We start from the raw sequence: 12,727 nt of genomic DNA, 5'->3' as shown, positions 1-12,727 counted from the left end.
ACCTCAATTCAACTGAATGAAAAAGCCCAGTGGAGTCACTGGGCATTCTGCTTATAACAAGTGTAACAGAGCCTGCAACGGATGCTTAGGTTTGATTTGCTCAAACCGTTTCACTTGGCTACGACACGAGTAACCGGTGACCAAACAGCGCTCTTTCGGTAGCGACGCTAATGCGGGTTGCCAACTCAAATCGTAGATATCCCGAGACATCGCCAATTTATCCACCTCATGACCAAAGGTACCCGCCATGCCACAGCAACCTACCGCCACCGCATTGAGCTGCGTACCAAAGTGGCGGAAGATCTCCACCCACTCTTTTTCCGCATTCGGCAGCTTAGTTTTTTCCGTACAGTGCGCCAATAAGTACCAAGGCTGTGCATCGGTTGCTTGAGGCGTAAACTGCGACAGGCGTGGTTTGAGCCATTCATGAACCGTCAGAACCGAAAACTCGCCGCGCTCTTTGCCTAATATTTCAACATACTCATCGCGATAGCAAAGCACCAAAGCAGGATCCACACCCACGAGCGGAATATTGAGATCCGCCACTTGAGTCAGAAATGCGGCGGTATTCGCTGCCGTCGAACGAAATTGGCGTAAAAAGCCTTTAATGTGCTGCGCTTTACCATTGGGTTTAAATGGCAGCAATACTGGTTTTTTGCCTAACTTAAGCAGCAGGGAGACAAAATCTTCAACCACATCCGCATCGTAATAACTGGTAAACGGATCTTGGACGATCACCACATGTTGCTCGCGCTCTTCTTGTGATAACCCCGCCAAACGCTGCATATCAAACAACACGACCGGATGACGGCGCAAACGCTGGGCGAGTGTCGGTACCGACAAGAGTGGTGCATCGACATAGCCCACCGTTTTAGCGGTTAATTTTTGCACCGAAGATTGTGCTAACACACTATTCACCAGTTGCGGAGCCTTCGCCATCACAGGTAATAAGGTCTCGATATTCGCGACTAAATAATCTTTGACTGGGCGCGGATAACGGCTGTGATAGATATTCAGAAAACGCGAACGGAAACTGGGCACATCCACCTTAATCGGACACTGGCTTGCACAGGCCTTACAGGCCAAGCAACCATTCATCGCCTCGTACACTTCATGCGAAAAGTCGTACTCTTTATCTTTGCTAAAAGCATGACGAACTCGATCCAGCATAGATTTAATTGTTGGCGAGGATTCGAGCGTGGCTTTTTCAAGATCGAGAATATCAATGCCTTGCTCTGTCAGTTGGCGTAACCATTCCCGCACTAATCCTGCGCGCCCTTTCGGCGAGTGGCGGCGATCCGCCGTCACCTTCATTGACGGACACATCGGGGAGCTAGTTTCGTAGTTAAAGCACAAACCGTTACCGTTACACTCCATCGCTTGCTTAAAGCTATCGCGCACTTTGACGTCGATTTGGCGATCGTAAAAACCGCGTTTAGTATCCGATACTTTGACTAACTCAAACGGCGTATCAAGCGGAGTACAAATCTTGCCCGGATTCATCTTATTGTGCGGGTCAAACGCCGCTTTCACACGACGCAGTTCAGTGAACAACTCCTCACCAAAAAATTCTGGACCGTATTCCGAACGATAGCCTTTGCCATGCTCACCCCACATCAAACCGCCATATTTAGCGACGAGCTTAACCACTTGATCGGAAATTTCACGCATCAACAGTTCTTGCTTGGGATCGCACAAATCAAGCGCAGGACGCACATGCAATACGCCCGCATCCACATGCCCAAACATGCCATAAGCCAGATTTTTTGAATCAAGCAGCGCGCGAAATTCAACGATAAAATCGGCTAAGTTCTCTGGCGGCACACAGGTATCTTCGGTAAAGGCGACCGGTTTAGCTCGGCCTTTGGCTGCGCCGAGCAAGCCCACCGCTTTTTTACGCATATTGTAAATGCGGTTGATGCTCGCTAAATCACTGCAGACTTGGTAGCCAATAATTCCCGCTTGTTGGTTGGCAATCATTTCATCAAGGCGCGCGGTTAATTGTGCAACTTGCTCATTAATCTGCGCGCTGTCTTGGCCAGCGTATTCGACCATATTGATGCCTTGCATCTCTTTGCCCGGCACATCGGCCAGCAAGTCTTTTACGCTGTGCCAAATAATGTCTTCTTTGGCAAGATTGAGTACTTTCGAGTCAACGGTTTCTACCGACAAAGCTTTCGCTTCAACCATTAAAGGCGCATTACGCAGTGCGGAATTAAAGCTGTCGTATTTCACATTCACCAAAGTGCGAGCTTTGGGGATTGGCGTTAAATTGAGTTTAGCTTCGGTAATAAACGCCAGTGAACCTTCTGCGCCACACAATACCCGGGTGATATCAAAGCGATCTTCCGCTTCATTAAAAGCATTTTTTAAATCGTAGCCAGTGAGAAAACGGTTAAGCGGCGGGAATTTCGCGACAATTTGCTCACGCTTGGTGCGGCAAACCTGTTCAGTCACCTGCATCGCTTGCGCAGCAAACGTATTGGGAGCAGGCAAACCTTGCGAAAGATCGGTTTCCAGCAGAGACCCATCGGCGAATACTGCTTGCAAAGACAACACATGATCTGATGTTTTGCCATACTGTAGCGAACCTTGCCCTGAAGCATCGGTATTGACCATTCCACCAAGCGTCGCGCGATTACTGGTCGAAAGATCGGGAGAGAAGAAAAAGCCATGCGGGCGTACCGCATCATTGAGTTGATCTTTAATGACCCCTGCCTGCACTCGTACCCATCCCTCTTGCGGATTAATTTCTAAGATACGGTTCATATGCCGCGAGAGATCAACCACCACCCCTTTAGTCAGCGATTGGCCATTGGTCCCCGTACCGCCCCCGCGAGGTGAAAAAGTCACTCTCTCAAATTCTGGTTTTGAACTAATCTTTCCTATAAGTACTACATCTTCGGTAGATTTAGGATGCACAACAGCTTGAGGAAGTTGCTGATAAACGCTGTTATCCGTCGCAACGGCAAGGCGGCTAGAATATTGGGTTTCAATATCGCCGGTAAATCCTGCGCTTTTTAACTCATGTAAAAAGGTTAAAACCACCGGATCAACGTCAGATTGATGATGAAGTCTTGGTAACATTTGCTTCCTGCCCCTACTACGCTGATCCAATCAGCTTTGGGTTAATGTTGGATTTTAAAGAGTAATCTTTGAATTCGGTCACTTTACAACATTTAAAATGGTGATCAAATCAGAATCTGAGTGCCAGAATGCGGTGAAACAGAATTTTTTCAACTTGATTTCTTGCTGACCTATTCTGTTATACGACTTATCAAGAACTGTATGGAAAAAACGATGAAAAAAAATCAAATAGTAACAACGGAAGATATTCTACTCATGCTGTGCCAATCGGTTTCTACGGTTCTCACTTCCGCTACTAACTCACCAATCAACTATTCCGCCATGGTGCAGAAGATCAACAAAACCTCGTTAAAACCCGATTTTGGTTGTTTTGTTCTCTTCGATGGGGGCTTTACTGGTTTAGTGGTCATTAACTTCACCGCTAAAGCAGCGCTTGAAGTCTATACCAACTATATGCGTAACATGGGCATGCCTGACGATGAGCTCGCGGTGCTGCACACTTCCGATGAAGTTGGTGATGTATTGGGCGAGTTGATGAACCAACTGGTGGGTGATTTTACCAATAAGGTGCGCAAAGAACTGCAAACCAACATCACTCAAAACCAACCTAAAATGCTGTCACTCAATAAGCAGGTTCTGCTCTCCGTCGATACTAACCTAGACCGCCCTCAAGCACGCCGAGTGACTTTCTCTACCGCGAATAACAACATTTTCTACCTCGAACTGGCAATGGATAAAACTGAGTTTATCCAGTTAGAAGATTTTGATGTGCGCGAAGATGAAAGCCCAGATGATATTCTTGAAGCCACGCAGCAGCAGAAAAAATCTCAATCAATTGCTACCCAATCTGTACAAGATGATGCCGCTGCAGATTTACTTGACCAACTTGGCATCTAACTCTTCCTAAAGACTCAATTGAGAGGTCGTTACTGTTGTGGCGACCTCTTCCCTTTTCCTTCTCAGGCAAAAAGGCTAGAATGTCGGACTTTTCTTAAGTCGTACCGAATCTGCTTTACTTGCCAATGGATAAACAAAAAGCCCTTAAAAAAATCGCGAAATGCCTTGAGCTAGGTAATTCAGCTAACGTCAATGAAGCCGCCAATGCGATCAAAATGGCGCACAATTTGATGCTGAAATATGGTCTCGATAAGGATGACATTGAGTTCATCAAAATGGGAAAAACCCAATCGACCCATCTCCTCCCAGCCGCGATTTCCTCTGGTATTTTGCGGGTGATTCGTGGCATCAATACTCGATTTGGTGTGGAAGCGGTACTGATCAACCATAAAGGGCTCAAGCGAGTTGAATTTATTGGTGAAGCCGATCGCGCCATCTTTGCGGCATTCGCGTTTGACATCATCTATCGTGAGATGAATGAGCAAACAGGCCAATTTCGTAACAGTTTTGCTGGTACGGGGACTTCATCGCTAGAAGTCACTCGTCGCGTAAATTCCTTTGTTTCCGGTTGGATTGAAGGAGCTTTAGAGAAACTCCCCATCATCACCCCAGATGAAGACTCTATGAATAAAATCAATAACTACATTGATAAAGAGTTTGAAAATATCGACCGTGAAACGTTTAAGCAGCAATTAAGGGAAGCGATGAAGAATTTGACCGAAGATTATGAAATCGGTCTTAAGAAAGGGCGGCGTGTTTCAGTGAATCGTCCTATTCATGGTACGCAAGCACCGAAACTTCTCAAGTAGCCATTTGTAAGAGATTGGTAAAAAGCGCAATCCGCAGATTGACGTTGAACACGAATTCTCGTTTATTGCGCGGAAAATCATTCAATAAACGGAGAGAATGTGTTGAATAAAACAACTTTGTTGTTAGCCGCAGTGATGGCGTTGTCTGGGTGCCAAGCAACCCAACGCCAGAATGCGACAACAGGCGAAACAGAAACAAACTCGGCCACTAAAGGAGCCTTACTCGGTGCCTTAGCCGGTGCAGCCGTAGGTTTAGCCACAGGAGATGATGCCAAAGAGCGCCGTAAACATGCATTAATTGGTGCGGCTGGCGGTGCGGCAGTGGGTGGCGGAATTGGTTATTACTTTGACCAGCAAGAGGCGGAACTGCGTAAAGCACTGCTCGATTCTGGGGTACAAGTGGTACGTGTCGGTGAAAATCAACTGTTATTGCGTATGGAAAATGGCATTGGTTTTACTAGCAGTTCCTATCAACTTGATAGCTATATTCATAAAACCTTGCGTGGCGTGGCACGTATTCTAGTGGAATATCCTGATACGAGCTTGGTGATAGAAGGCCATACTGACAGCACAGGCAGTGATACCACCAACCAAGTGCTTTCTGAAAAGCGGGCAGAATCGGTACGAGCATTCTTGCTTGCACAGGGAGTCGCTGCGGGTCGAGCAATTGCTCGTGGTAATGGTGAACGTTTCCCTCTATGCTCAAATAGCACCGCAGAAGGACGCGCTTGTAACCGCCGTGTCGAAATTCAAATTCTGCCACTAAAATAGTGTAAAGAGCTAAACGACTTGACGTTGCAGCCCATACTGCCATCGATTCAAGTTGAAAAATGATAGCCCGGTGCCTACTGGGCTTTTTTCATATTTAGGGAAAGAAAAACCATGCGTTTGCGTTGTTTATGGCTGTTTTTGCTGTTTTCATTTCCACTCGAGGCCGCCGATGATCTGATCGAGCTGATGAAGCTCGCCAAGCAGAATGATCCGCAAGCCCAGTATCAGCTTGCAATAGCGTACCAAACGGGGAGTTCGACACCACAAAATCTCAACGACGCATTTTACTGGTTTTTGCAAGCGGCAGAGCAAAATTACCCCGCCGCCATGGCGCAAGTTGCAAGCGCTTATATGACTGGGCAAGGGGTAAACAAAGATGCTCAGCAGACTCAATATTGGCTGACCAAACTCGCCCTCAGTGGCAACGTTCGCGCTACAGCGACTTTGGCTAAGTGGTATGAACAGCACCCCTCGCCCATTCCCGCATTGGATTTAGCCGAACTCTGGTATCGCGTAAATTCGAATCAAGACAACGAATCCGAGCAGGGGTATTCACGTTTGCTAGAGCAAAAATTCAATCAACAGCGTGAAAAACAGCTCAGCAGCATCGAATCCTTGGATAAAGTGATTGATCAGGATCTCAGCTCTCCCTCCACACAACCCATACCAACAGCCAATCAAGCGATTACCAGCGATTGGTTATTACCGTTACTCGCAGCCGCGGGACTTCTGCTCGCGATCATTTCTGTTCGCATGATATGGCGAAAACCTCGCAACTCAGTGATCGCATCCACCAGCATCGATCCAGAAACAAAGCTCAAAGAGCAACAGTTCATTATTAAGAGACAGAAACAGCAGCTTGATCAGTTATTTCAAGAATGCAAACGGCTGCAACAAAACCAAGCCAATGACCTCAGCGGGCAAAAAGTGGCTATCGCCTTTGCCGTCATGGGATTCCATCCAACGCAAACACCCGATGTAAAAGCCATCAAATTACGTTATAAGCAGCTATCGAAAATCTATCATCCCGATCTACATGGGAGTGATGAGGAAATGAAACGGCTCAACTCAGCGGTAAAAATCGTGATTGATTCAGTTAATAAATCGTTACAAAAGCAAGCATAAACACAGGGAATTCTTGTTTAACGATTGCAAAATCAGTGTTTGCGCAATCGATCTCCTTCTCAACCATAATTACAAATAGTTAACTTTTTTAATTCACTCATGCCATAATCCGCGCGAAATTTACGCCTGATTTGGGTGGGAGAAAAGACAATGTTTAGCGTAGAAGGCATCTGTGATTGGTGTAAACAGCCAAAACTACTGACAAAACATGAATATGTGGATGGTAAAGCCCATCATTCATGTGAAAACTGCAATGAATTTGCCCGTATGGATGTGCGGCAATTTAATCTAGCTGAGATGGCATTCCGAGAAAAACAACAAGCAGCTCGATAGATAGCATCCTCTTCGATAGAAAAAGCGCCTTAAGGCGCTTTTTCTATTGATAGTCATCTAAGCCCTATTCGCACTTCACTGACTCCACGTGCTACCGCTCACAAAACACGCAACCCATCAAAATTATCACCACTCGTCGCACAAATCCCAACCAATTGAAAAATAATAATTTAACTTAAAAACCCAGATAAGAATCGGCTTCGCTGTACTTTTTTCATCCAAAAATAGGTTGCAAAAACAGCCAACCGATAATACTGTACTTACATACAGCATGTATGGAGAAACAGTATTATGTTACACTCTGAATTCAAACATTTTGGGCTATACCCATCACATACGCGAAATACACAACGTTCAGCGAACGAATTAACGGGTGACGCAAAGGTAATGCAGCGTCTCGCCTGTTTATCGGAGCGCGCACAATGGATTCTCTATACAGCTCAATGCCAACGTCCAAATATTCAATTACTCCATGCACATCAGATCGATAGTGGCAAAGTAATCCATCTCAAGCCATCCAAGGTTTGTTCAGAAGCGGAGATCATTGCCAAAGCCATCGCTTGCCGCACAGCCAGCGCCATTGTGGCCAGCAGTGCGATTGATCTGATGACTCAACAACAGCTAAAACACTATGCTCAGCAACATCATTGCGAACTGTTTTTCATCAAACAGGCACCCTATTCTTTACACTAATCACACGAGAGTGATCGGAGAATAAATTTAAGCAAACGTTTGCTTTTTGTCTGGCGGCAGAAATTAGTTCTGGTATCATGCGCTCAACCCGCGATTTTCTATCGAGTAAAATCGCAAAGTGAAGTTTGAATTCAGATAGGAATGTCTCAATGAGCCTTGCAGATCAAGTCCTTGCCGTCAATGACGACCTCCCCATTCGTACTCATCAGCCTGTGCACAGCGGCAAAGTTCGTTCAGTGTATTGGTTGACAGAGCAAGACAGCCGACGCCTCATCAAAGAAAAAGGCTATCCCGTCGCCGAAGATGCGCCATTGGCTATCATGGTGATCAGTGACCGCATTTCAGCATTTGACTGTATTTGGCATGCTGAAGGCAATGTCCGAGGTGTACCTGGTAAAGGCGCAGCATTGAATGCGATCTCTAATCACTGGTTCAAGCTGTTCCAACAACAGGGTTTAGCGGATAGCCACATTTTAGATATTCCTCACCCTTTCGTCTGGATTGTACAAAAAGCTCGCCCAATCAAAATTGAAGCGATTTGTCGTCAATACATCACCGGCTCTATGTGGCGGGCTTATTCAAAGGGTGAGCGAGAGTTTTGTGGCATCACTTTACCTGAGGGTTTAGAGAAAGATAGTCAACTCCCAGAACTGTTAATGACCCCCTCCACCAAAGGTATTTTGCGTGGTATTCCCGGTGTGCCAGAAGCCGATGACGTGAATATCTCGCGCCAAGATATTGAAGCCAACTACGCGGCATTTAATTTCAACCACCCACAAGATATTGATCATTACGAAACCCTGCTCAAACAAGGTTTTGCCGTGATCAGTGACGCGTTAAAAAGTGTGGGGCAAATATTTGTCGATACCAAATTTGAGTTTGGTTATGTGGCTGATCAGCAAGGGCAGCAAAAACTGATCTATATGGATGAAGTCGGTACTCCTGATTCATCACGAATTTGGGATGCAGAACAGTATCAACAAGGAAAGATTGTTGAAAACTCGAAAGAGGGCTTCCGCCAATTTTTACTCAATTACTTTCCTGACCCCGATATTCTGCTTAATAAAGAACGTATGCCAGAGCGTGAAGCACTCGCACGTGATAACGCTTTACCATTAGAAGCATTACTTGATATTTCACGCACCTATTTAGGCATTGCGGAAAAAATCACCGGACAGCCAATTCATCTTAGCAATCAGCCAAAGCAAGAGATCATCGATATTCTAGACCAAGAATACGGGCTCATAGAACGCTGAACCCATGCCACGATATCGTGGATAATTGGAGTGAACAAAGGGGCGATAGCGCCCCTTTGTTATATAGTTGATTGAAATTTAATTATTTTTTCAAAAAAAATCACAACTTAATCAGAAATTCATCTTGATTGGTTGATTCAATCTGCGCAGCACTCTTGCTTTGAATCGCAGTAAGTTGCTGCTCATCGAGAGCATAAGGCATCACCAGTGTCAGCTCTTCAATCCCTTCTTGTTTCGCCAGTTTTACTAGGGTAATTAAGTTGGATTCATCACTACGCCGAGTAGAAAGCCGTTTTAAGGCGACATCCCACAACCGATCTTGTGGACTCTGTTCCTCCTTGATGGCATCCAACCATGCAATGCCGAAAATCGGTGCAAATGAGCTGACAGCTTCAACAAAAGTCCATTTCTTAGTGCAGGATGCTCCTAAAAATGTGGTGTAGTCGAACACTGCGCTAATCCTTACTTTTTCCATTCTGTCCCCCGACATGATTGGCAACACAGTGAAACCACTATTGACCATGCTTGTCCATATAGCAATACGATATAAGAAAATGGTCTTTTATGTTAGGCAATCGGTTTCAAAGGCTATATAAAAACCAAACTGGTAACACCACGCCTACATTTTTAAAATGATATGTGTTTTGTTGATTAATATTTTCTTATTCAAACAAAATCCACCCCATAAAAACCCAATCAAAGGCATGAATAACCTAAATGTAAAAATAGTCCCAAGGGTTTAAACAGAAGACTTGATCACCAATAGCCACCCAGTTGCACACAAACTATCCATCTCATTGGCTCTTGAATGTTTTAAACACTGGGCTTGCGCACAGAAGCAGGATAATCAACGGACACAAGCCGTTTGTCTATTTACAATCCAACCTGCAAATCGGTATCATTTTCGCGTTTCTCTTCTACCCTACCAATCAATAGGCCGAACATGAATAACGATAAACGTCCGCTGTATATCTCCTACGCAGGCCCTGCTCTTCTTAGTACTCCCCTGCTCAACAAAGGTAGCGCCTTCAGCGCAGAAGAACGAGCTTCATTCAACCTCGAAGGTTTACTGCCCGAAGCGACAGAAACCATTCAGGAGCAAGTGGTACGTGCATACCAACAATATCGTGGCTTCGAAAGCGATATGGATAAGCACATTTACCTGCGCAACATTCAAGACACGAACGAAACCTTGTTCTACCGTTTGGTACAAAATCATATTTCCGAGATGATGCCGATCATCTATACCCCTACCGTGGGTGCAGCATGTGAGAATTTCTCTAACATTTACCGCCGAGGTCGCGGTTTGTTCATCTCTTATGCCAACCGTGATCGTATCGACGACCTGCTCAACAACGCAGCCAACCACAACGTGAAAGTGATTGTGGTCACCGATGGTGAACGCATTTTAGGCTTGGGTGACCAAGGCATCGGCGGCATGGGCATTCCAATTGGTAAACTGTCACTCTATACCGCTTGTGGTGGTATCAGCCCAGCTTACACTCTGCCTGTTGTGCTTGATGTGGGCACCAACAACCCACAACGCCTTGCAGATCCAATGTACATGGGCTGGCGTCATCCTCGAATCACGGGACCTGACTACGACAACTTCGTCGAAGAGTTTATGCAAGCGGTTCAACGCCGTTGGCCTGATGCATTAATCCAGTTCGAAGATTTTGCACAGAAAAATGCGATGCCGCTGCTGGAGCGCTATAAAAACCGCGTGTGCTGCTTTAATGATGATATTCAAGGCACTGCAGCCGTTACTGTAGGTTCACTGCTGGCTGCCTGTAAAGCGGCAGGAAGCCACCTCTCCGAGCAACGTATTACCTTCTTGGGTGCAGGTTCTGCGGGTTGTGGTATTGCGGAAGCGATCATTGCACAAATGGTGTCTGAAGGTATTAGTGACGAGCAAGCGCGCTCGCAAGTTTATATGGTTGACCGCTGGGGTCTGCTCGAAGAAGGCATGCCAAATCTGCTCGATTTCCAACAGCGCTTGGTGCAGAAAAAAGCCAACACTCAAGACTGGACGACAGAAAACAACGGCTACTCGCTGCATGACGTGATCCGCAATGCCAAGCCAACGGTTTTGGTTGGTGTGTCTGGAGCGCCGGGACTCTTTAGTGAAGAGATCATCAAAGAGATGCATCAGCACTGTCCTCGCCCGATTGTGTTCCCGCTGTCTAACCCAACTAGCCGCGTGGAAGCCTTACCAAGCGATATTATTCGTTGGACTAACGGTGAAGCTTTAGTGGCAACCGGTAGCCCATTTGATCCTGTGCTACACGAAGGCAAAACCTACCCGATTGTACAATGTAACAATAGCTACATTTTCCCAGGAATTGGCTTAGGTGTACTGGCTGCGAATGCACGCCGAGTCACCGATGAAATGCTGATGGAATCCAGCCGTGCGTTAGCAAGCTGTTCACCACTGGCGATTAATGGCCATGGCCCCCTGCTGCCGCCTTTGGAATCCATTCATTCTGTATCGAAGAAGATTGCTTTCGCCGTCGCGAAAAAAGCCATTGAACAAGGTGTTGCACCAGAAATCACCGATGAAGCACTGGAAGCCTCCATCGATCAACACTTCTGGCAACCGGTTTATCGTCGTTACAAACGCACTGCGTTTTAATTTAAGCGGAGAAGCCCCTGCATTCAGGGGCTTTTTAACAACATGCAACTGTTTCATTTTCTCGCCCCTGTAGGGCAAAAACTGCATCCATACCTCAGTGAAATCTCCATCGCACTCATCGCTTGTGCTTTAGTGATGCTCGGGGGGGAAATCAATGCCTTTTTGCGTAGAGCATTACGGAATCAACATTTTCTGGTGCGTACTTTAGCGTTTATCTTTATTAACGCGTTTGGATACGGTTTAATCATCGTCAAAGCGAGCCCTTACGTTGCTCGGACACTCGCGCAACTGGATTCCGGCATGATGCTGACCGTTATCGTAAGCTGTTTTGTTGTGATAGGCCTATGGGCACAAAGAAACCATCAAATTTAACTCTCCGCCCCATTGTCATGTCGATAGGAATTCGGTTATCTCGATTCCCTTGGCGCAAATGGGCAAAAAGTTTGCTATTGATTTCTGTCGTATCGATCGTCAGCTTATTGGCGATCGATCGTTGGGTGACTTGGCAAACTCAAAATAACATCATCAATGACACCGACAACACCCCTCCCTTTCAAGTGGCAGTAGTGTTAGGCACCAGCAAATACATCGGTAAAACGCTCAACGAGTACTACACCAACCGAATTGATGCCGCTATTGAACTCTACCAACAGGGCAAGGTGCGCAATTTCCTGCTCAGCGGAGATAATGCACACCGCTCATATAACGAGCCTTGGACAATGAAGCGCGATTTATTACGTGCAGGGATCCCAGCCGAAAACATTTCTCTGGATTATGCAGGATTTCGAACATTAGACTCGATTGTGCGCGCCAAACAAATTTTTGATACCAACAATTTCCTGATTATTACTCAGCGCTTTCACTGTGAACGCGCACTGTTCATTGCACATTATCAAGACATTCAAGCCTCTTGTTTAGCCGTGCCGGGGCCGAGTAGCCATTCAGGGTTTAAAGTTCGTTTACGTGAGGTATTTGCGCGCGCCTATGCCGTTTTTGATCTGTTTGTGTTGGATACCAAACCGAAATTTCTTGGCCCGAAAGAACCCATTATTGTAGAAAGCAGTGGCAGCGAACCAGAGGAAACCGAAGCACCCGCTCAATAGTAAACTCACGGCAAGCATCAA

12 protein-coding genes are annotated in these 12,727 nt (G+C 46.0%); 10 read left to right on the top strand and 2 right to left on the bottom strand.

Going from position 1 to position 12,727, the window contains the following annotated elements:
• Positions 1-51 precede the first annotated feature (51 nt).
• The gene (locus tag MKA69_RS09765) at positions 52-3,087 is read right to left on the bottom strand and encodes an FAD-binding and (Fe-S)-binding domain-containing protein (RefSeq protein WP_305847928.1); all 3,036 of its coding nucleotides are present in this window, start codon (positions 3,085-3,087) and stop codon (positions 52-54) included.
• A 213-nt stretch (positions 3,088-3,300) separates the two neighbouring features.
• Here MKA69_RS09765 and MKA69_RS09760 point away from each other — a divergent pair, with 213 nt between their 5' ends.
• The 7 genes from MKA69_RS09760 (at position 3,301) to MKA69_RS09730 (ending at position 8,971) form a co-directional block, all read left to right on the top strand.
• Complete coding sequence (locus tag MKA69_RS09760; protein WP_000742114.1) at positions 3,301-3,984, top strand: DUF3334 family protein; 684 nt, start codon at positions 3,301-3,303, stop codon at positions 3,982-3,984.
• Between the two features lie 125 nt (positions 3,985-4,109).
• A complete protein-coding gene (locus tag MKA69_RS09755) occupies positions 4,110-4,793 on the top strand; it encodes a DUF2786 domain-containing protein (RefSeq protein WP_305847927.1) in 684 nt (227 codons plus the stop codon).
• 102 nt (positions 4,794-4,895) lie between these two features.
• Positions 4,896-5,564: an OmpA family protein gene (locus MKA69_RS09750; protein ID WP_032469838.1), complete on the top strand. Its 669-nt coding sequence runs from the start codon at positions 4,896-4,898 to the stop codon at positions 5,562-5,564.
• A 111-nt stretch (positions 5,565-5,675) separates the two neighbouring features.
• Positions 5,676-6,689: a J domain-containing protein gene (locus MKA69_RS09745; RefSeq protein ID WP_305847926.1), complete on the top strand. Its 1,014-nt coding sequence runs from the start codon at positions 5,676-5,678 to the stop codon at positions 6,687-6,689.
• A gap of 150 nt (positions 6,690-6,839) precedes the next feature.
• Positions 6,840-7,022: a hypothetical protein gene (locus MKA69_RS09740; protein ID WP_000493164.1), complete on the top strand. Its 183-nt coding sequence runs from the start codon at positions 6,840-6,842 to the stop codon at positions 7,020-7,022.
• Between the two features lie 291 nt (positions 7,023-7,313).
• Positions 7,314-7,715 carry a hypothetical protein gene (locus tag MKA69_RS09735; RefSeq protein WP_305847925.1) on the top strand — a complete coding sequence of 134 codons (402 nt, stop codon included), beginning with the start codon at positions 7,314-7,316 and terminating at the stop codon, positions 7,713-7,715.
• 149 nt (positions 7,716-7,864) lie between these two features.
• The gene (locus MKA69_RS09730) at positions 7,865-8,971 is read left to right on the top strand and encodes a phosphoribosylaminoimidazolesuccinocarboxamide synthase (RefSeq protein WP_000050058.1); all 1,107 of its coding nucleotides are present in this window, start codon (positions 7,865-7,867) and stop codon (positions 8,969-8,971) included.
• 100 nt (positions 8,972-9,071) lie between these two features.
• On the opposite strand, the gene MKA69_RS09725 is transcribed toward MKA69_RS09730, so the two are convergent.
• Positions 9,072-9,422 carry a hypothetical protein gene (locus tag MKA69_RS09725; RefSeq protein WP_000460963.1) on the bottom strand — a complete coding sequence of 117 codons (351 nt, stop codon included), beginning with the start codon at positions 9,420-9,422 and terminating at the stop codon, positions 9,072-9,074.
• A gap of 492 nt (positions 9,423-9,914) precedes the next feature.
• On the opposite strand from MKA69_RS09725, the gene MKA69_RS09720 reads away from it, so the two are divergent.
• The 3 genes from MKA69_RS09720 to MKA69_RS09710 are packed head-to-tail and all read left to right on the top strand — an operon-like array spanning position 9,915 to position 12,706.
• Positions 9,915-11,603, top strand: coding sequence for an NAD-dependent malic enzyme (locus MKA69_RS09720; RefSeq protein WP_055034058.1), 1,689 nt, complete (start codon positions 9,915-9,917; stop codon positions 11,601-11,603).
• Between the two features lie 42 nt (positions 11,604-11,645).
• The gene (locus MKA69_RS09715) at positions 11,646-11,975 is read left to right on the top strand and encodes a DUF3392 domain-containing protein (protein WP_001175807.1); all 330 of its coding nucleotides are present in this window, start codon (positions 11,646-11,648) and stop codon (positions 11,973-11,975) included.
• Positions 11,948-12,706, top strand: a complete 759-nt coding sequence (locus MKA69_RS09710) for a vancomycin high temperature exclusion protein (RefSeq protein ID WP_055034415.1) — start codon at positions 11,948-11,950, stop codon at positions 12,704-12,706. The genes MKA69_RS09715 and MKA69_RS09710 overlap by 28 nt, the downstream gene beginning before the upstream one ends.
• Positions 12,707-12,727 lie beyond the last annotated feature (21 nt).

It is taken from the genome of Vibrio sp. AH4 (genome assembly GCF_030710545.1).
Lineage (GTDB): Bacteria > Pseudomonadota > Gammaproteobacteria > Enterobacterales > Vibrionaceae > Vibrio > Vibrio metoecus.
The sequence above is the reverse complement of the archived record's forward strand: the minus strand, read 5'-3'. Positions and strand labels throughout refer to the sequence as shown.